Raw genomic sequence first — 19,670 nt, forward strand, 5'->3', positions numbered from 1 at the left:
TCACGCAAGGAGACCTGGCCGGAAGGCCTGGTGGCACTCTTTCCGTTAGGTGCGAAAGAAGCGAAACCGGCCTGCACGGCCCGTTTAATACCCAACCAAGTGGTCTGTTTCGATGGTCATGGCTCCAGCAAGCAGTCTGAGGCGGGCCAGGCTCTCGACCGATTGCACTGCCACGACGAAGATGCCGGCGGACGACCCCTGGATTGGTCGTCCGCCGGCACGCTTTACGGAGCCGCCGCTAAGCGGCGAGCCAGTCAGCCAGTTGTACGGGCAGACACGCCGCGCTCTGCGACGAAAGGGACGCCATCCGCGGTAGAGAAGCCCGGCTCTCCTGCGTGGTCACCGTCCGCTGGGTGAACAGCACCCGCAAGGCGATTTCGGCTTCCATCTGCGCGAGCTGCGCCCCCAGGCAGTAGTGCGGGCCGTAGCTGAAGGACAGGTGCCGCATCTGCGCCGGTGGGCGGTCAAGCCGGAAGACGTCCGGGTCGGGTGCGGTATGCGGATCCCGGCCGATCGCCGTCAGGCAGAACAGGACCGCCTCCCCCTTGCAGACGGTCACTTCACCGATCGTCACGTCGCGCACGGCGAAGTAGAACATCAGCGTGTTCAGCGGACTGTCATAGCGCAGCGTCTCGCTGACCGCCGTTGCGTAGCTGGCAACGCCGGCGAGCAACAGGCTGAGCTCCGCGGGGTGGTCCAGCAGGGCCAGGGCACCGTTGACGATGAGGTTCTGCGTCGTCTCCATACCGGCGATGAGCAGCAGGAACAGCATCTCGTGCAGTTCCTGGTGACTCAGGCGGTCCTCGTCATCTCGAGCCCTGATCAGCGCGCTGGTGAGGTCGTCGCCCTGCTGGTGCCGCTTTCGCTCGATCAGTCCGCTGATCACTTCGTGAATCACCGTGTGGGCAGTTCCGGCCTGCTCCTTGGTGACGTGGCTGTCGAGCAGGGCGTCGCAGGCGTCAGCCAGCCGCTCCCGGTCACCGAGGTCCTTGAGGCCGAAAAGCTCACTGATGACGCGGATGGGCAGCGGGCGCGCGTAGTGCCGGCGCAGGTCCACCCTCTCGCTGGTGGGGATATCGACGAGCAGTTCCTGCGCGATCTCCTCCACGCGGCCGCGCAGCGCGTCCACACGACGTGCGGTGAAGGCCTTGCTGATCAGGCTGCGCAGCCGCCGGTGGTCGGATCCGTCGTTGCTGAGCAGCGGCGCTGTGATCACCTGCAGCAAGGGGAAGGGCTCGGGAAGCTGTTCGGGGTAGGCCTCCCACGCTTCAGGGCTCTTGGCGAAGTCCTTGCTGTCCAGGATCGCTTTGGCGACGTCGTGGTCGGTCACTGCCCAGGCCCGGACCGTCGGCTGTCCGGGTGCGCCTGGCAGCGCGACCGGCACGAGACCATGTCCGAGCCTTCGCAGCGCCTCGCCCTCGGCGGGAACGTCGAGGGCATTGGGATCGAGTGTGGCGACGGGGCGTGCGAGGCTCAGCGCCGTCTCCGGCGCGGGAGTCACCTCGTGAATGGGCACTGCAACTCGTCCAGCATCTGCCGTGGGAACAGGGAGCGAGAGTTCCATCCAGCGTCTCCAAGAGCCGTTTGATCAGGGGTGGGGCGGGCCAGTACGGGCACGCTCGGTGCGAAAGAGACCGGCAGTTCGTCGAGCGCTCGCACGATGAACGAGGAGCGTTTCGGGGGCTTTTCCGGGTTCTCCAGCACAGGAGCCCAACACCGGGCCAGGAAGGCCTTGACCGCCGTCCTGACGATGATCTTGGCGGTGCGCTGGGCCGGGCACTCGTGAGGGCCCGCGCCCCACCCGTTGTGGGACTCGTTGCCGAGGGTCCACGCGTGACGGTCGCCGCTGAGTGTCGGGTCGGTGTTGGAGGCGGCGATGCCGCGGATCAGCATGGCGCCGCGAGGGATCAGCCGGCCGCCCAGTACGGAGTCGGTCAGAGCGAAGGGGCCCATAACGTTCGCCACCGGTGGGTTGTCCCAGCAGGTTTCGACCATGATCTCGTCGACCGTTGCCTCTCCGGCGGCCAGGAGTGCCTGGAAGCGGGTCTTGCGGACCAGTTGCTCCATGACGTTGGAGATCCAGTTCGCGCACCCGCCGAAGCCGGCCAAGACCGTCGTCCAGACGAGGTTGCGTACCTTCGCGTCACTGAGCTGCTGAGCATCGGCGCTGCTGGAGTGGTGGATCAGCCAGGACGTGTAGTCGTTCGCCGGCTGGTCTCGGCGGGCGGCAACCAGCTCGTCGAGGATGCTGTTGATCTCATCGTTGGCGGCCTGGGCACCTTCTCCTCCTTCCAGCAGGCGCGGCATCAGCATGAGGAGTCTCTGGCCGGCGTCATGAGGAAGTCCCACCAGGCGGAGCATGACCAACAGGGGCAGCGGGATGGCGTAGTCGGCAACGAGGTCGGCCTTGCCCGACTGGCAGAAACGGTCGATGAGCCGGTCCGCCTCCCGAACCGTGAATGCGCGGAGTTGGGCGGTGGAGACCTTCTCAAGTCCCGAGGAGAGTAGATTGCGCAGTTGCCAGTGCTCGTCGCCGGTGGCGAACCGGGCGCTGCCTTGCAGGTAGGCGACCTGCGGCTTCCAGGGCCAACCGGGCTTCACCTGGCCCCACTCACTCCAGGCACGGGAGTCGGGAGTGAACCTGTCAGTTCTGCGGCATGCCTCCCGGAACTCCTCACTTCCGATGACGAGGTACGCGGGGACGTGGTCCTCCAACTCGACTTCCACGACATTGCCCTGGGCCTCCCTCATCCGGTCGTAGACCGTGGGCTCCAGGCTGAGGCCCGACAGTTGGACGCGGCCGGGATGCTCCGGGCACGTGGGCAGCGGTAAGGCAACGGACTGATAGCCGACGCTGTGAGGGGAGTAGGTCATCGCACCGATTCCTAGTCGTCACGGGACCCGCGGACGGTAGGCGTAGCCATGCCCGCGATCATTCGCGGCCGGAAGCCGTGGGGCGACGGGCACCTCTTCTGCGGCCTCGGATGACTTCAGATCTTGATGGAGTGCGATCCACTTGTCAACATCTGTAAACAGTTCGTACCCTCCCACTCGGCATCCTGATCAGGCCCATCCGGGAGGCCCTGGACGTCTATGACCTCGGACCCCACCCGGACGTACAACCGCGGCGGCTCGAAGAGCTCCAGGAAGACGCCGAGGCGCTCCTGGTGGCCGTCCGTGCGGGGGAGATCAAGAAGGCCGCCAGCGACGTCGCGGGGCTCATTGAGGAGGGCACCACTGCGGCCCACTCGTTGAACCGCACGGAGGGGTGGCTGACGCTTGCGTCGTTCTACCGCACGGCATACGACGTCTCAGCCAAGCTCGGGTTTTCGGATCTCGCCCAGCTCTGCCTTGCCCGCATGGACTGGGCCGCGCAGCGCGGCTCCGATGCCGTCCTCGGCGGCATGTACCAGTACCTCCGTGCGCTCACCTACCTGCGCGAGGGCAAGTTCGAGATTGGGCAACGACTCGTCACCAGGGGACTGTCCACCCTTCAGCAGGCGGACGGGACCCGGGAACGCGAGGTCGTCACCGGGCAGCTCCACCTCGGTGGTGCGGTGATGGCCGGCCGAGCTCACGACGCGAACCAGGCCCTGTCTCACCTAGAAGAAGCCGAACGGATCGCCGGGGAGACCGGGGAAGCGGTCAGAGTGCACTACCTCACCTTCGGCCCGACCAACGTCAAGGTGCATCGAGTCTCTGTGCTGGCCGAGCTCGACCAGTACGGCGAGGCGGTTGAGGCAACAAGCGGCCTGACCATCCCCCAGGACTGGCCGAAGTCCCGGACCAGCCACCTCTTCGCCGAGGTCGCTCGGGCGCAGATGTGGACCGGGAAGCTCGAAGCGTCCTTCGAGAACCTCCGCAAGGCCCGCAAGGCGGCTCCGCAGCAAGCCAAGTACCACCCGACGGTGCGGGAGACGTACGCAGGCCTTGAGGCGGCCCACCGCCGTCTCCCGGAGAGCTTCCTGTCGTTCGGGTCCTGGCTAAGTGCCGCATCTGGGCAGGTCACCTGATCTTTCATCACTCTTCGCGAATCTATGGCCCCAACTATCATCAACTCCTGATAGTTGGGGTCTAGTTGTGGGGCCACCATGTCGTCACTGGCCATTCGACATGGAGCCGACCGGATGAAGACGCACTTCGTGGCCCAGGCGCACCCGTCAAGGCGCCGCTCCCGCGCCACAGGGTCAAACCCCAGCCCTGTGCCGTCGTACGCCCACGCCGCTAACGCGGCTCACGCTGCTCAGCCAGCTCCACGTTCCCTCAAGAGGACGTGATGACGACGACAACCGTACGAACGCCTCGCGCCGTTCCCCTCAGTGGCGAACTAATGACCGAAACCATCAAGGTCGCTCACCCCGGTGGTGATGAAGCTCCCCGGGCCGAAGACGCGCGCCGAGTAGGAACATTGCGTCGGATCACTGCCGCTCGGCTCCGCCACTGCGGGCTTCAGGCGCTGATCGAAGACGTGGGAACCATTGTGTCGGAGCTCCTCACCAACGCCTTACTGCACAGCGGCGCCACGAAAATCACTCTGCACCTCGGCGTCAGAGACGGCTTCCTGCGCGTCGCCGTCATCGACGGCATGTCCGGTCACGCCACGCTCAAGCACGCCGACGACGACAACACATCAAGGCGCGGGCTGGCATTCGTCGAGGCCTTGGCCAAGGAGCATCACGGCACCTGGGGCACTAGCGACGACGGCACCCTGACGTGGTGCAACCTCGCCGTGCCAACGGAGGAGCGGTCGTGATGCCACCAGCCACGATCCGCCGCTGGACGGGGCCCACCCCGCAGAAGGCAGAACCACCCCTTGACGTTGACGCCCTGTTGGATGTGATTGCGAAGTTCCGACGGTGGACCCCGTTCGACGGTGAGGCCTTACTCGACGATGTCTGCGCCGTCCCGGACGACGTCGTACCGAGTGCGGACGAATTCGAGGGGCACGCTGAGCGGCTCGGCGGTCACTTGATGCGGCTCGTGGACATTGCATTGGCCGCCGAGGCGCATCAGATGGACGACGAAGCTACTCGACTGATCCGACAGGCGCGAGAGGTGCGTGCGCAGAGGTCATGCCATGCGAGCTCCGGGCCGCCTTAGGGCACCTGCGGCGGATGGCCTGGTCCGTCAACGAGCCACTGGAGCTCCTGGTGGCGGGTCCAGTGCCTGAAGGAGGAGCTGTGACCGGTCTACTGCTCCCCCCAACCTGCACCGTCCCTACGAGAGAGAAGAACCGCTCCGTGCGCACCTCGACCGACCCCGCACTGGTCCCTTTCATCATCCAGCGGAAGGGAGAGGAAGCCGCACCAGACAACCTCGTCATCCACGTGCACCCCTCCGGGCCGCGGTTGTACTACCTCGACGAGGACCCTAGGGACCGGCCCCTTCGAGGCCAGCTGTGGGCACGGTGTGGGTTCAATCCCGTGGACGAGCGGCAGATGCCGACCGGGGAGCCGCAGTGGAAGTTTATGCACCCCTACCGGCAAATGATCACGATGCGGACCCTTCATTGCCAGGTGTGTGCGAGGCCCGCCCGGACGCCGCTGGGCTTCGTCTTCCTCGCCGGTCCAAAAGACGAGGACCCCACACAGCCGACGATCTACACCAAACAGCCTCCGGTGTGCCGCAGGCACATTCGTGCCGTCGCGGAGCTGTGCCCGCACATGGAGAAGAACCCGATGGTCTTCTTGGCCCGGAGCGCACCCATGTACGGAGTCCACGGCACCCTTTACGGGCTTAACGCACGAAGCGAAGTGCACGTCGTCGCAAGCCCCGACTACCCACTGCCCTTCGGTCATCCGAACATCCCCACCTTTCTCGCCTCGCAGCTCATCCGCCGGCTCAGTTCCTTCCGCATCGTCGATATAGAGGAACTTCTGCACGAGCTGGCGTTGGTCGCGTAGACCCTGCCCGGTGACCCGGCCAGCACCATGCCCCCGTTGTGAGCTGCACTCACCCATCACGACAGGTCACAACGGGGGCCCTGCGGACTCCCCCGCCCCGTCCCACGGGCGGTCGACTCCTCAAGGAGCACAACTATGCCTACTGGCACCATGCCGCTCGCGCCGAAGACAGCCGAGGTTCCGATCACCGACGAGTGGGAGCTCGACACCACCATCACCTACACACCGACGCCTATCGTCCAGGCCTGCGACACCAACGACGGGGTGCAAGCCGAGCTGCGCCTCCTCCTGCACATCGAGCTGACCTCAGTTGCCGGCGCGGGCGGGCGAGCCAACACCCGCCCGCGCCGGCCACACGGCAGAAGGGACACCCGTGACTCGACCGATCTACCGACGACGTGGGGACGCGCTCGTCCTGCGCGCCGCTGCTATGCCCATGGATGCCCTCCCCGCTGACTGGCCGACCACAAGCTCCGTCGAGGCTTGCCGCCAATGGCTCGGTCGCGTGTGGGCCGAGGAAACCTTCGTCACGCCGCTATGCGCTGCATCCCCGGGACTGACCTGGTATGTCGAGCGGATCCTCAGAGGCGATGACGTCCAACCAAAGAGGATTCGTAAGGTCACTAATTCCGTCGCCGCATACCTGCTGCGGGCTACCGGGCGCTCAACACCGTTCGGCCTGTTCGCAGGGGTTGCCCTAGCCGGCGTCGGACCCACCGCAGCCACGCTCGGTACCGCCCATCAGCCTGTTGCGCGCCCCGACACGCTGTGGGTCGACCACGTACGCAGAGACCTGCAAGTCCGTGCCGACGTACTGCTGCGCCAGAGCCTCCACCACACGGGCGTCGTGCGCCGGGAAAACCGGCTCTGCCCGCCCAGCGTTCTTCACGGCGATTCCCCACACACGGTGACCACCGAAGAGCGGTCCGTGTGACGGGCGTCTGCGGGCCTTCACCAGGTGTCGACGCAGCGCCGCGAGCCGCGCTGTCCGGGTTCAGGGTAAGGATCGGGGTCATGCAGCAGCGTGCTGATCCAGCGTCGGGACTCGGCCGGGTCAATGACGTCGTCGATCTCGAAGACCGATGCGACGTTGAGGGCCTTGCCGTGCTCATAGGCGGCCGCGACCCTGCGGGCGAACTCCCGCTCACGCTCGTCCGCGTCCTCGATGGCCGCCAGCTCCCGGCGGTAGCCCAGCCGCACCGCGCCCTCGATACCCATCGGCCCGAACTCGCCCGTGGGCCACGCCACCGTGAACCGGGGGATGCGGAAGCCGCCGCCGGCCATGGCCTGTGCGCCCAGCCCGTAGCCCTTGCGCAGCACGATCACGCCGAAGGGCACCGTGAGGGCCGAGGCGTGTACGAACATGCGGCTGACATGCCGGACGGTCGCGGTCTTCTCCGCCTCGGGGCCGACCATGAACCCGGGTGTGTCGCACAGGGAGACCAACGGCAGTCCGAACGCGTCGCACAGTTGCAGGAAGCGGCTCGCCTTGTCGGCCGCGTCGGAGTCGATGGCGCCGCCCAGATGCCGTGGATCGTTGGCGAGGATGCCGCACGGGCGGCCCTCCACCCGGGCCAGAGCGGTGATGACACCGCGTCCGAAGTGCGGTCGCAGCTCCAGGACGGACCCGGCGTCGGCGAGAGTGGCGATGACCGCACGCACGTCGTACGCCCGCCGCCGGTTCTCGGGAATGAGGTGACGCAGTCGGCGCTGGTCGGGGCACTCCCATTCCGGCACCGGGCCCTGGAAGTACGACAGATACGTGCGCGCCAGCCGGACGGCGTCCGCGTCGTCCTCGGCCTCGAGGTCGATGACGCCGTTCGCCCGCTGGACCTCGGCCGGCCCGATGTCCTCCGGGGCGAAGCTGCCCAGTCCCCCGCCCTCGATCATCGCCGGGCCGCCCATGCCGATGGTGGCCTCGGGCGTGGCGATGATGACGTCGCAGCAGCCGAGCAGCGCGGCGTTGCCGGCGAAGCAGCGCCCCGAGCCGATGCCGACCAGCGGCACCTTCCCGCTCAGGGACGCGAACAGCGCGAAGGCCATGCAGTCCAGGCCGGAGACCACCGTGCCGTCCACATCGCCCGGCCGGCCTCCGCCCCCTTCGGCGAACAGGACGACGGGCAGGTGCGCCTGTTCGGCCAGCGCGAAGAGCCGGTCCTTCTTGCGGTGGCCCGTCATGCCCTGGGTGCCGGCCATCACGCTGTAGTCGTACGACATCGCCACCACGCGGGCGGACCGGGGGCCGAACCGGTCGGCCCCCACCGTGCCCACGCCGCCGACCAGACCGTCGGCGGGGGTGCGGCGGATGAGGTCGTCCAGGGAGCGGCGGCTGCGCTGGGCGGCGATGGCCAGGCCGCCGTACTCGACGAAACTGCCCGGGTCACACAGGTCGGCGATGTTCTCGCGGGCGGTGCGCCGCCCCTCGGCGTGCCGCCGGGCGACCATCTCGGGGCGGCTGGCGTCGTCGCCGAACCGCTTGCGCGCCCGCACCTCCTCCAGATCGGCGCGTGGGGTGTCCGGGTCCGGCCGCTCCTCGGGACGCGGCTCATCGTCCGCCGCGCCGGTGGCCTCCATCACCACCAGCGGCTGACCGTGCTCGGTCAGTTCACCCAGCTCCGCCCGTACGGCCAGGACCACGCCGTCGCCCGGCGCCTGGAGCAGGTGCTCCATCTTCATGGACTCCAGGACCACCAGGGTGCTTCCGGCCCGTACGCGCTCGCCTTCGGTGACGGCGACGTCGACGACGGTGGCCGTCATGGGGGCGGTGACGGTGAGCGTGCCCTGCGGCTCGAAAGCGTCGGGGGTCCCCGCGTCCTTCTCCGGGTCTGTCTCCTGCGGGACCAGTGTGGGCAGGAGTTCGTCGAGGAGCGCCGTGTGCAGCCGCCCCGCGACCACCTCGGGTGCCTCCAACAGCCGCCGCAGCACCTCGGCATTGGTGGCGACTCCCTCGATCCTCAGCTCCGCCAGGGCGCGGCGGGCGCGCGCGAGCGTGTCGGGCAGGCTGCCGCAGCCGTCGTGGGCGACGAGCTTGGCCAGCAGCGAGTCGAAGCGCGGGCTGACCCGGCCGCCGGGGAACGCGGCGGTGTCGACGCGCACACCCGGCCCGGCCGGTGGCCAGAACACGTCCAGCGTGCCGGCGGAGGGCAGCACCGTCCCGTCGGGGCGGACCGCCTCGGCGTTGACCCGCACCTGTACCGCGCAGCCGCGGGGAGCGGGAGCCTGCCCCGCCCCGATGCGGTCGAGGCTCTCGCCGGAGGCCACCCGCAGCTGGGCCTTGACCAGGTCGACGCCGGTGACCTCCTCGGTGATGGTGTGTTCGACCTGGATGCGCGGGTTGGCCTCGAGGAAGTAGAAGCCCGGGGAGCCATCGCCGGTGTCCACGAGGAACTCGAACGTGCCCAGGCCTGTATAGGCGACCTCCCGGGCCATGCGCAGCGCCGCATCGTGCAGCCCGGCCCGCACCGCCTCGTCGAGGCCGGGCGCCGGCGCGATCTCCACGATCTTCTGCCGGTGCCGCTGCAGGCTGCAGTCGCGGTCGCCGTAGCCGACGACGGCGCCCGTGCCGTCGCCGAGCACCTGCACCTCGACATGGCGGGCACGCCGCAGCAACTGCTCGACGTAGACCGCGCCGTCGCCGAAGGCGTGCGAGGCCTCGGAACGGCAGCGCCGGACGGCCTCCTCCAACTGCCCTGCCTCGTACACCGTGCGCATGCCGCGCCCGCCGCCGCCGGCGATCGCCTTGACCATCACCGCGGCACCCTCGCCGAGGCCGGCCATGAACGCACGCGCCTCCTCGGCACCGGTGTCGCCGTACGTCGCCGGCAGCACCGGCACGCCGAGGCGCGTGGCGAGTTCACGGGCCGTGGTCTTGTCGCCGAGCGTCCGCAGCACCTCGGGGCGCGGACCGACCCAGGTGAGTCCGGCGTCGGTGCACCGCTGTGCGAAGTCGGCGTTCTCGGCCAGCAGCCCATAGCCGGGGTGGACCGCGTCGCAGCCCGTGCGCGCCGCCGCGTCGACCAGGGCCGCCGCGTCCAGGAAGGCCCCCGGCCCCTCGCCGTCGAGCACAAGGACCTCGTCCGCCATGCGGGCATGCAGCGCGTCCGCCTCGTCACGGGAGCGCAGCGCCACCGTCAGCAGGTCCAGTTCGCGGGCGGCGCGGATCACCCGTACCGCGATCTCGCCGCGGTTGGCGACCAGAAGCTTGGCCAGCCCCATCGTCACCGGTTCTTTCCGTAAGCGCCGTCAGCGGCAGGGGACACGGCGATGCGCGCGGCCTGTTCCAGCAGCTCGCCCTTCTTCACCTTGCCGGTCGTGGTCATGGGCAGGACGTCGACGCACCTCACCACGGGCACCTTGTACGGGGCCATGTTCGCCCGCGCCCACGCGCGCACGCCCTCGACGTCGAGCGCGGCACCGGGGCGGGGCTGGACGAACGCCATTGGCACCTGGCCCCGATGGGGATCGTCCATCGGTACCACCGCCGCGGTCAGCACATCCGGGTGCCGGGCCAGCAGCGCCTCCAGTTCCGACGGGAAGACGCTCATACCCGAGACCTTGATCATCTCCTTGTTGCGGCCGAGGTAGTGCAGGCACCCGTCCTCGTCGATCATTCCGATGTCGCCGGTGTGCAGCCAGCCGTCGCGCAGGACTTTGCCGGTGGCCTCCGGCTGCCGCCAGTATCCGGTGAGCAGGGAGGGTGAGCGTACGAGGATCTCGCCGCGCTCGCCCAGCGGCAGCGGCTCGGCGCTCTCCCCGTCGGCCACCATGAACTCGGTTCCCGGCATGGGCAGTCCGCAGAAGACCGGCTCGGTCAGCAGGTCGTGGTCCCCGTCCTGGAACCCGGTGGTGAAGGAGTCCGCGGTGTGTGTCTCGGTCATGCCGTACGCCGCCTCCTGCAGCACGCTGTGCTCGCCGGCCAGGGAGCTCCACCGGGACCGGATCGCCGGCGTCAGCTTGCGCACGAACGACATGGCCCGCGGCTGCGCCAGACTGGACAGGTCGGTGCCGGGCAGGCCGGGGTGCTCCATCAGCTCGACGTAGTTGTCGACCGTGCCCAGCATCAGCGTCACGTGGTACCGCTCGATCGCCTGCAGCACGGCCTCGGGGTCCCACCGGGTGAGCAGCACGACGCCGCTGCCGGTGAGCAGCGGCAGCAGGATGCCGAAGTCCTCGCCGGCGATCCAGAAGACCGGCACGTAGATCAGCAGCACGTCGGGGTTGTCGCCGGAGAGGTCCATGCCGCCGGTGGCCGCCGCCGTCGCCGCGGTGTAGAGCATGTGCCGTTGGGAGTGTTCGCACCCCTTGGGCAGGCCGGTGGTCCCGCCGGTGTAGTTCAGCGCGGCGAGCGCGTCCAGGTCGGCCGGCTGGTCCTGGCCGCGGGCGCCGCCGACGGCCCGCTCCCACTCGCTGCCGGCCGGGTCGGCATCCGCCAGGCCGGGCGGCAGCGGCAGCACCGGGTCGGAGGGGAGCATGTCGGCGAGGCTGGTGACGAGTACGCTCCGTACGGCGGTGTCGGGCCGCACCGTCTCGACCAGCGGTCGCAGGGTGTCAAGAGTGATCAGGACTTCCACGCCGGCGTCGGTCAGCTCGTGCCGCAGCTCGTGCTCCCGGAACATCGGGTTCACCGGGACGTGCACGGCTCCGGCGCGCAGGATGCCGAGCATGGCGACGACGAACTGCGGGCAGTTGGGCAGGAACACCCCGACGCGGTCTCCGGGGCGTACGCCGCCGCGCTGCAGCCAGCCGCACAGCCGCGCCGTCAGGTCCTCCAGCGCCGCGTAGGTGATCTGTTCGCCGTAGAAGGTGATCGCGACGCGGTCGGGATGGCGCCGGGCCCAGTGGCGCAGGTGGTCGGTGAGCGGCCGCTGCCCGAGCGGGTACACCACCTCCCTCGGCACCGAGGCCGGCCATACGCGTTGCTGGCGGGCTCGTACATCGGCCAAGTACTCTTCCACGCGCGCGTTGTCCGCCACGACGGCCTCCACCTGTCTCTGGCATACCAACCGGTCGGCATGTGCGCATCACGGTAAGGGAGCCCGCGGGCCGGGACAAGGGTGCGGACACGGTGGGGCAGGCCCGGGGCTTCGGTCTCGTCGAGCTGCGCGAGGCCGGGCCGGTGACCGTCGGCGAGTGGCCGACGGTAGGTCTCCCTCCAGCGGTCGTGCCCGGTCCGCCCGGCCCAGCCGCTGGGGCGGGCGGCGGTGGGACTACAGAGCGGCGATGACGTCGGCAGAGGTCATCGGGAGCGAGAACATCGGGAAGTCGTAGGAGAGGGCGTTGTCGTGCTCCTCCTGCGAGGTGGCGGCGACGCAGTCGGTCAGGGTGATCACCCGGAAACCGTGCTCGTATCCCGTGCGCATGGTGGATTCCACACAGCAGTTGGTGAGGAAGCCGCCCAGGATGATCGTGTCGATGCCCTTGCTGCGCAGGATGAAGTCGAGGTTCGTGCTGGCGAAGGTGTCGAGCCCGCGCTTGCCCTCGATGACGATGTCCCCGGTAGCCGGAGTCAGCTCGTCGACGATGGCCGCGCCCCAGGTGCCCTTCACGAAGGCCTTCCCGTCCACGACGCCCTTGAGGATGCCGTAGGGGTGCCGGGTCAGCTCGGCGTAGCCTTCCGCGAACGTGATCGGCGCGTGCATGATCGTCACGCCGGCCCGCCTGGCCGCGTCGACCACGGCGATGGTATTGGCAAGCATGCCGGTCCGCTGCATGACGTCAGCGACCGCCCCGTGCAGCACGCCGCCGTCGCTGGTGAACTCGTTCTGGTACTCGATGAGCACCATCGCGGTCTTGGCCGGGTCGAACTGGAGCTGTTCGGTCATGGCGACACCTGATTTCCGCGTCTTCGAGGGAGGGCCTTCTGTGTCCTGGCCCACAGCGAGCAGCACTTTAACAGCTTGTCTGACAAGCAGCCAGGAGGCTAGCGTGGGTGCATGACCATCTCGCCGGTATCGCGCATGCCCCTGAGCCTCGACGTGGCCCAGCGCCTGCGCACGGCCATCCTCGACGGTACGTTCGCCGCCGACGCCGAGCTGCCCACGGAGACCGAACTGGCCCAGTCTTTCGGGGTCGGGCGCTCCACCATCCGTGAGGCGCTCCGGGTGCTGCAGGCACACGGCCTGATCAGCGGTGCCGACACCGTCTCCACCGCGCGCCCGCGCGTCACCCACGAGCGCACCGCGGGGGCGGCGGGCCTGGCGCTGAGCACCGCGTTGCAGGTCGGCGCGATCCCGCTGGCCGACCTGGTGGCCCTGCGCGTGCTGCTGGAGGCAGAGGCGATACGGCAGAACACTTCGGTACCCGCTACGGCGCGGTCCTGCCTGGCCACCATGGCCGCAGCGGTGGAGAACGCCGACATCCACACCTTCCACGCCGCCGACGTCGACTTCCACGTCCAACTCGCTTACGCCGGCGGCAATCGGGCGCTGGGGTTCGTCATCGGCGTGCTGCGTGACTGCATCGCCGGCTACCTGCTCGACGCGCTCGCCGCAGTGGCCGATCCGGGCGCGGTGCTCGCGCGTCTGCTGGCCGAACACCAGGGGATCGTCGACGCGCTGGACGCGGGCGAGACCGACCACGCCGCCGAACTGGCCGTGCATCACATCAGCGGCTTCTACACGCCCGAGACGCCATGACCGGCGTGGCCGCGGACGTCGGCGCAGCCCTCGCCGCCGCGCTGCCCGGCCGGGTGGTCACCGACCCGGCCGCGATGGAGGCCTACCGCCGTGACCAGTGCCTGCTGGCGCCCGCGGGACGCCCGGCCGCGGTGGTGCGGGCCCGCTCGACCGACGACGTGATCACCACGCTGCGCACCGCGGGCGACCATCACGCCCCGGTCGTGACCCGAGGCGCCGGCACCGGGTTGGCCGGAGGTGCCAACGCGCTCGACGGCTGCGTCGTCCTCTCGCTCGCCGCGATGGACCGCGTCCTCGATCTCGACGTGCCCGGCCGGACGGCGACCGTCGAGCCGGGCGTGCTCACCGGCGAGCTCGACACCCGCGCCCGCGAGCACGGCCTGTGGTATCCACCGGACCCGGGCAGTAAGGCGATCTCCACCATCGGCGGCAACCTGGCGACCAACGCCGGCGGCATGTGCTGCGCCAAATACGGCGTCACCGGCGACCATGTCGCCGCGCTGACAGCCGTCCTCGCCGACGGCCGGCTGATCCGCACCGGTCCGTCGACCCGCAAGAACGTCACCGGCCTCGACCTCACCCGGCTCCTCGTCGGCTCCGAAGGCACCCTGGCGGTGATCGTGGAAGCCACCGTGCGACTGCGACCGCTCCCGGCGGCCACCGCGACGGCAGTGGCCGCGTTCCCGACGCCCCAGCACGCAGTCGACACCGTGCTGCAGATCGCAGCCGTCGCCGACCCGGCGGCGGTGGAGCTCATGGACCGCACCTGCATACGCGCCGTCAACAGCCTGACCCGGATGAGCTTGGACGAGTCGGCGGGAGCACTCCTTGTCGTCCAGTGCGACGGGCCGTCCGCCGACGGGGAAGCCGCCACCTGCGCCAGGCTGGCCGAAGCCGGCGGGGCCACCGAGGTGCTGCACACCGCCGATCCGGCGGAAGGCGAGATGTTCATGCAGGCCAGACGCACGGTGTACCCGGCGTTGGAGAGGCTGGGCACCACGCTGCTCGACGACGTGGGTGTCGCGGTCCGGGACCTTCCCCAGTTGCTCGCCGTGATCGAGCGATCGGCCGCCGACCACGGCATGGTGGTCGGCACGTTCGGCCACGCTGCCGACGGCAACCTGCACCCGACCGTCGTCTACGACGCCACCGACCGTGACGCGACGGACCGCGCGCGGGCCGTCTTCGACGACATCGTGGCCGCCACACTCGCGCTGGGCGGCACGATCACCGGCGAGCACGGCGTCGGCACGCTCAAGACGCCTTACCTCGACGCACAACTCGGCCCCACCGAGCGTGAGCTGATGACCGGCGTGAAGGCCGTCTTCGACCCGAACGGGATCCTCAACCCGGACCGCGCGTACTGAGCGCTCCGCTGGAAGGGCCGCACTGTGCCGTGGTTCATCTGCGGCGCCATCGTGGCTGGTCGCGCGCGGCGGAGCCGTGCCTGACGATCGTCGCGATGGCAGCGATCAGCTCAGTGAGGGCGAGTTTGTCCCCGATGCACCGACCTCACCCGCCTGCCCCTGGGCGTGTTTCGTCCGCGCGGACGAATGCATCTGGTCGGTGTGCTCGGGCGTCATGCGGCTGCTGGGACGCCGAGTTCGGCGAGCAGACCGCGCACGCGCTGCTCGATCTGATCCCGGATGGGCCGCACGGCGTCCACGCCCTGGCCCGCCGGGTCGTCCAGCTGCCAGTCCAGGTACCGCTTGCCGGGGAAGACCGGGCAGGTGTCCCCGCAGCCCATGGTGATCACCACGTCCGAGGACCGCACGGCCTCGGTGGAGAGGATCTTCGGCTTCTGGGCGGAGATGTCGATGCCGACCTCGTTCATGGCTTCGACCACGGCCGGGTTGACGGTGTTCGCGGGCGCGGAGCCTGCCGAGCGCACCTCGACCTGCCTGCCGGCGAGGTGGGTGAGGAAGGCGGCGCCCATCTGGGAGCGGCCGGCGTTGTGGACGCAGACGAACAGCACCGACGCACGCGGGGCGGGAGCGCTCATGGCAGGAGTCTTTCTTGAGAGAGGGGGCGGGTCAGGAGGAGGCGAGTTCAGGTTCGCCATGCGGGACGACGACCTCGTCCCCGGCGGGAACGGGACGGCCGTAGACCACGGCGACGGCGCTCAGTCCGAGTGCGGTTCCGAGTAGTTGGGCTGCGATAAAGGGGACGACGGAGGCGGGGGCGATGCCGGCGAAGGTGTCGGTGAAGGCGCGGCCGATGGTCACCGCCGGGTTCGCGAACGAGGTGGAGGAGGTGAACCAGTAGGCGGCTCCGATGTAGGAGGCCACCGCCGCGGGGGCGATCGCGGCGCGGCCGATCCTGCCCAGGCCGAAGATCAGCAGGATCAGCCCGGCCGTGGCGACGACCTCGCCCAGCCACAGGTGGCCGGCGGACCGGTCGTGGGTGGAGAGCTTCACCAGCGGCCTCGCGAACATTGCGTCGGCCAGGATCGCCCCACCGATCGCCCCCGCTATCTGGGCGGGCACGTACGCGGCGACGTCCCGCAGGGTGAGGCCGTCCCGGTCACGGCCGGTGAACCAGGCCGCGAGGGTCACGGCGGGGTTGAAGTGAGCCCCGGAGACCGGTCCGAGCAGGGCGATCAGCACGCCCAGGCCGAAGACGGTGGCGAGGGAGTTGGCGAGCAGCTGTACGCCCACGTCCCGCGTGAGTTCGGTGGCCTGGATGCCGGAGCCGACGACGACCGCGACCAGCAGCCCGGTCCCCAGGGCTTCGGCAGCGACGCGGCGGCCGAGGGATGCGCTCAAGCGGTGGCTCCTGCGGTCTGCGGCATGGTCAGGAATGCGGCCAGCTGGTCCAGGGCGCCGGGGAGCACCCAGTAGTACACCCACGTGCCGCGGCGTTCGCAGTCGATGAGGCCGGCCTGGCGCAGCAGCTTGAGGTGGTGGGAGATCGTCGGCTGGGACAGGTCGAAGGCGGGCGTCATCTCGCACACGCAGACCTCGCCGCCTTCCCGCGAGGCGATCATCGACAGCAGCCGCAGCCGGACCGGGTCCCCGAGGGCCTTGAACACCTTCGCCAGCTGAGCCACGCGCTCATCGTCCAGCGGTGCGGACGCGAGACCGTCGCAGCAGCCGTCGGCGCCCTGGCCGATCACCTCAAGCTCTTGTTTCGACATGACTCTATGTTGACGTTTTTCGATTCAAGGCGCAAGGTTGCATCAACGAACGTCAATACAAGCCGTTCCGGGGCACCGCCACATGCCCCGTCACCCAGGAGTGAGTCATGAGCGAGCAGTCCACCGACCTGCGGGAAACCGTCCGCGAGCGCTACGCCGCGGCGGCCGTGAAGGTCACCGAGGGCCACGCCGCCTGTTGCGGGCCGCAGCCCGTCGAGGTCGACGAGAACTTCGGCTCCACCCTCTACGCCGCCGACGAACGCGACGCCCTGCCCGCCGAAGCCGTCGCCGCCTCCCTCGGCTGCGGCAACCCCACCGCCGTCGCCGAACTCCGCGACGGCGAGCGCGTCCTGGACCTCGGCTCCGGCGGCGGCATCGACGTCCTGCTCTCCGACCGCCGCGTCGGACCCACCGGGAAGGCGTACGGGCTGGATATGACGGACGAGATGCTCGCGCTGGCCCTGGCCAACGCGGAGAAGGCGGGCGCGACGAATGTGGAGTTCCTCAAAGGCACCATCGAAGCCATCCCGCTGCCCGCGAACACCATCGACGTCGTGATCTCCAACTGCGTGATCAACCTGTCCGTCGACAAGCCCGCCGTCTTCGCCGAAACCTTCCGCGTCCTCAAGCCCGGCGGCCGCATCGGCGTCACCGACGTCGTCGGCGACGACACCCTCACCACCGACCAGCGCGCCGAACGCGGCGACTACGTCGGCTGCATCGCCGGCGCCCTCTCCTTCGCCGAATACCGCCAGGGCCTGGAAGCCGCCGGCTTCACGAGCATCGAGATCGCCCCCACCCACCAGGTCGCCGACGGCATGCACTCCGCCATCGTCCGAGCCACCAAGCCGACGGCCGCCACCACGCCCACCGAGGCCACCGAGTCGGCCGACGCGTGCTGCGGCGTCAACGCCTGCTGCACCTCCGGCGAGACCTCCGCCGACCCCTCCCTGACCGTCACCGAGGCCAAGACGGCATCCGGCTGCGGCTGCCAGAACTGAGGCCCCGCGGAGCAGGGCCCGCACACCACGAGCCCCGCCCATCGCGGCCCCGCACGCCGACCAGCGGGGCGCCAGTCACCCGAACCGACAGCGAGACCCCGGGCCCCTCGATGCCCGGGGTCTCGCTGTCGGCGGCTACCGGCGACGCGGTGCGGTGGCTCGGATCTCCGCCAGGACGACACCCGTCACGACATCGCAATGCACTGGGACGTACAGGTCCCCGTCGGCGTCACCGGCCGTGAGCCAGCCTCCGGCCCACGGGGCGTCGATGGTCGTGAATATGCGACCGGCGAGCGGGCCACCCAGGAGTCGGACGATCACAGCGGTACCTCCATCCGGCAGGACTCTCCCGCCTCACCCCTTGGTGGGGCTCGGCACCGGAAGGACAGCACCGGGGCGCCGGCGACTTCCGTCCCGGCTCCGCCGCCGGGCTGACGGCGGCGAGGCGCGGCGGCCCCGGCCGACGCGCAACCGGCTGAGTGCGCCCCGATCCCCGGTCGCGGCCGCGCCGCCCATCCCGCCCGTCCCGCCGTGGTCGGGGGTCGCGACCGCCATGGTCGGCCTCATGGTCGGACCTGTGGTCGGCCCCCACCGCGGCGGTCCGCCCCGGTCTGGAGCGGCACCCGGGCGGGTGATTTTCCTTCGCGTACGCGGGCGCAGTCCTAGGGCGTGTATCGAAAGTATTTCCGGAGCGGTCGTCGAGCCGCTCCGCTACGGTGCGGCCATGGCGAACTTTGTGCTAATTGCGGGTGCGCGACTCGGATCGTGGGCGTGGGACGATGTGGTGCCGCATCTGCGTGCGGCCGGCCATGGCGTCCACCCGCTGACGCTGTCCGGTCTCGCTGAGAAGCAAGGTGTGCCAGCTGGTCAGCAGACCCACGTGCAGGACATCGTTGATGAGGTCGAGCGCCAGGACCTGCGTGAAGTCATTCTGGTAGGTCACAGCTACTCGGGTGTCCCGAGCGGTCAGGCCGCCGAGCGGATCGGCGACCGGCTAGCGCACCTGGTCTTCCTTGACTCCAGTGTTCCGGCCGATGGTGAACCGTTCGTCTCCGCCTGGCCGGACGGCGGGGCGATGGTGAGGGCATCGATCGCCGAGAACGCAGGGTTCTGGCCGGTCGCGCCCGCGGCCCACTTCGAGGGCCACGGTCTCACCGATGAGCAGATCGCACGGATCGTGGGCGGTGCGACGCCGCACCCGGGTGCCACGCTGACCGAACCCGCCGTGCTGGAAAGGCCGCTCGGCGACCTCCCGGCGACTTACATCAAGTGCACGCTCGGTGACCCCGAGCCGAGCGACGACGTAGCCAAGCTGCTGACCAGCGGGCACTGGCGGCTGATCGAAATGGACACCGGCCACTGGCCGATGTTCTCCCAGCCACGCGAACTGACGCGGGTCCTCCTCGACATAGCCGGGGCATGACCGCAGATTCATGCTTGCGGACTCCTTGCCAGCGTTGTATCAACTGCCCTGATCACAGCCACTCGTTGATGGCCGCGACGAGGACGGTCGCCTCATAGCGGACCGCGAGTTTGTCGTACCGCGTGGCCACGGCCCGGTGCCTTTTGAGGCGATTGATGCCGCACTCGACGGCGTGCCGAGACTTGTAGTCCTGCGGGTCGAACTGCGGCGCCGCCCGCCGCGCGAGCCGTGTTTCTTGCGGTTGCGGGCCTGGTCGGCCTGCCCGGGATGGTGCAGCGGATCCCGCGCCGCCGCAGGTAAGCGCGGTTCTTCCGGGAGGCGTACGCCTTGTCGGCGCGCACGCGATCTGGCCGGATGCGCGGCCTGCCCGGCCCAAGACGCGGGACACGAACCTTGTTATCGAGACCTCGCAACGACTCGGCCGCCACCGCTGGACCATCGAACGCACCATGGCCTGGCTCGCCCGATGCCTACGCCTGCACCGCCGCTACGAACGGAAAGCCGACCACTTCCTCACCTTCACCAGCATCGCCTGCACCCTGATCTGCTACCGCAGACTCACCAAATGAGATG

General features: G+C 69.4%; 17 protein-coding genes and 2 pseudogenes. 10 read left to right on the forward strand and 9 right to left on the reverse strand.

Features of this window, described 5'->3' with window-relative positions:
• Nucleotides 1–238: 238 nt before the first annotated feature.
• Nucleotides 239–1,516, reverse strand: a complete 1,278-nt coding sequence (locus SSQG_RS00130) for a cytochrome P450 (RefSeq protein WP_052310209.1) — start codon at nt 1,514–1,516, stop codon at nt 239–241.
• Nucleotides 1,498–2,874 carry a cytochrome P450 gene (locus SSQG_RS00135; RefSeq protein ID WP_003987596.1) on the reverse strand — a complete coding sequence of 459 codons (1,377 nt, stop codon included), beginning with the start codon at nt 2,872–2,874 and terminating at the stop codon, nt 1,498–1,500. Before SSQG_RS00135 ends, SSQG_RS00130 begins: the two co-directional genes overlap by 19 nt.
• 293 nt (nt 2,875–3,167) lie before the next feature.
• On the opposite strand from SSQG_RS00135, the gene SSQG_RS00140 reads away from it, so the two are divergent.
• The 5 genes from SSQG_RS00140 (at nt 3,168) to SSQG_RS43830 (ending at nt 6,837) form a co-directional block, all read left to right on the forward strand.
• Nucleotides 3,168–4,013, forward strand: a complete 846-nt coding sequence (locus SSQG_RS00140) for a hypothetical protein (RefSeq protein WP_003987597.1) — start codon at nt 3,168–3,170, stop codon at nt 4,011–4,013.
• A gap of 317 nt (nt 4,014–4,330) precedes the next feature.
• Nucleotides 4,331–4,753 carry an ATP-binding protein gene (locus SSQG_RS00145; protein ID WP_003987598.1) on the forward strand — a complete coding sequence of 141 codons (423 nt, stop codon included), beginning with the start codon at nt 4,331–4,333 and terminating at the stop codon, nt 4,751–4,753.
• Nucleotides 4,753–5,100, forward strand: coding sequence for a DUF6415 family natural product biosynthesis protein (locus SSQG_RS43825; protein ID WP_003987599.1), 348 nt, complete (start codon nt 4,753–4,755; stop codon nt 5,098–5,100). The genes SSQG_RS00145 and SSQG_RS43825 overlap by 1 nt, the downstream gene beginning before the upstream one ends.
• 80 nt (nt 5,101–5,180) lie before the next feature.
• A complete protein-coding gene (locus SSQG_RS00155; RefSeq protein ID WP_244298995.1) occupies nt 5,181–5,903 on the forward strand; it encodes a hypothetical protein in 723 nt (240 codons plus the stop codon).
• Nucleotides 5,904–6,339: 436 nt separating this feature from the next.
• Nucleotides 6,340–6,837, forward strand: a complete 498-nt coding sequence (locus SSQG_RS43830; RefSeq protein ID WP_208865612.1) for a lantibiotic dehydratase — start codon at nt 6,340–6,342, stop codon at nt 6,835–6,837.
• Between the two features lie 17 nt (nt 6,838–6,854).
• Here SSQG_RS43830 and SSQG_RS00165 read toward each other — a convergent pair whose 3' ends face one another.
• The 3 genes from SSQG_RS00165 to SSQG_RS00175 form a co-directional block, all read right to left on the reverse strand.
• On the reverse strand, nt 6,855–10,118 hold the full coding sequence (locus SSQG_RS00165; RefSeq protein ID WP_039931670.1) for a carboxyl transferase domain-containing protein: 3,264 nt from the start codon (nt 10,116–10,118) through the stop codon (nt 6,855–6,857).
• Between the two features lie 2 nt (nt 10,119–10,120).
• Nucleotides 10,121–11,875 (reverse strand): AMP-binding protein, encoded by a 1,755-nt coding sequence (locus SSQG_RS00170; protein WP_003987604.1) that lies wholly within the window; start codon nt 11,873–11,875, stop codon nt 10,121–10,123.
• A gap of 234 nt (nt 11,876–12,109) precedes the next feature.
• Entirely contained in the window at nt 12,110–12,724 is a 615-nt protein-coding gene (locus tag SSQG_RS00175) for a cysteine hydrolase (RefSeq protein WP_039931673.1), read from the reverse strand.
• A 111-nt stretch (nt 12,725–12,835) separates the two neighbouring features.
• On the opposite strand from SSQG_RS00175, the gene SSQG_RS00180 reads away from it, so the two are divergent.
• Nucleotides 12,836–13,537 (forward strand): FadR/GntR family transcriptional regulator, encoded by a 702-nt coding sequence (locus tag SSQG_RS00180; protein ID WP_003987606.1) that lies wholly within the window; start codon nt 12,836–12,838, stop codon nt 13,535–13,537.
• Entirely contained in the window at nt 13,534–14,904 is a 1,371-nt protein-coding gene (locus SSQG_RS00185) for an FAD-binding oxidoreductase (RefSeq protein ID WP_003987607.1), read from the forward strand. Before SSQG_RS00180 ends, SSQG_RS00185 begins: the two co-directional genes overlap by 4 nt.
• Before the next feature lie 212 nt (nt 14,905–15,116).
• Here SSQG_RS00185 and SSQG_RS00190 read toward each other — a convergent pair whose 3' ends face one another.
• Genes SSQG_RS00190 through SSQG_RS00200 form a run of 3 tightly spaced genes read right to left on the reverse strand, consistent with a single transcriptional unit; the run spans nt 15,117 to nt 16,673 of the window.
• Complete coding sequence (locus SSQG_RS00190; RefSeq protein WP_039931674.1) at nt 15,117–15,539, reverse strand: arsenate reductase ArsC; 423 nt, start codon at nt 15,537–15,539, stop codon at nt 15,117–15,119.
• Between the two features lie 31 nt (nt 15,540–15,570).
• Nucleotides 15,571–16,302: an aquaporin gene (locus tag SSQG_RS00195; protein WP_039931675.1), complete on the reverse strand. Its 732-nt coding sequence runs from the start codon at nt 16,300–16,302 to the stop codon at nt 15,571–15,573.
• Nucleotides 16,299–16,673: an ArsR/SmtB family transcription factor gene (locus SSQG_RS00200; RefSeq protein WP_003987609.1), complete on the reverse strand. Its 375-nt coding sequence runs from the start codon at nt 16,671–16,673 to the stop codon at nt 16,299–16,301. Before SSQG_RS00200 ends, SSQG_RS00195 begins: the two co-directional genes overlap by 4 nt.
• A 107-nt stretch (nt 16,674–16,780) precedes the next feature.
• Between SSQG_RS00200 and arsM the strand changes: the two genes are divergently transcribed.
• Together arsM and SSQG_RS00215 are read left to right on the forward strand one after the other, a co-directional pair.
• The gene (gene arsM, locus SSQG_RS00205; protein WP_003987610.1) at nt 16,781–17,674 is read left to right on the forward strand and encodes an arsenite methyltransferase; all 894 of its coding nucleotides are present in this window, start codon (nt 16,781–16,783) and stop codon (nt 17,672–17,674) included.
• Nucleotides 17,675–18,398: 724 nt separating this feature from the next.
• Nucleotides 18,399–19,097 carry an alpha/beta fold hydrolase gene (locus SSQG_RS00215; RefSeq protein ID WP_003987611.1) on the forward strand — a complete coding sequence of 233 codons (699 nt, stop codon included), beginning with the start codon at nt 18,399–18,401 and terminating at the stop codon, nt 19,095–19,097.
• Nucleotides 19,098–19,149: 52 nt separating this feature from the next.
• On the opposite strand, the pseudogene SSQG_RS38630 reads toward SSQG_RS00215, so the two are convergent.
• Nucleotides 19,150–19,492 (reverse strand): annotated as a pseudogene (locus SSQG_RS38630) (transposase); the annotation flags it as partial.
• Between the two features lie 3 nt (nt 19,493–19,495).
• On the opposite strand from SSQG_RS38630, the pseudogene SSQG_RS00220 reads away from it, so the two are divergent.
• A pseudogene (locus tag SSQG_RS00220) lies at nt 19,496–19,666 on the forward strand (transposase); the annotation flags it as partial.
• Nucleotides 19,667–19,670: the final 4 nt, after the last annotated feature.

The sequence above is a fragment of the Streptomyces viridochromogenes DSM 40736 genome, assembly GCF_000158955.1.
Lineage (GTDB): Bacteria > Actinomycetota > Actinomycetes > Streptomycetales > Streptomycetaceae > Streptomyces > Streptomyces venetus.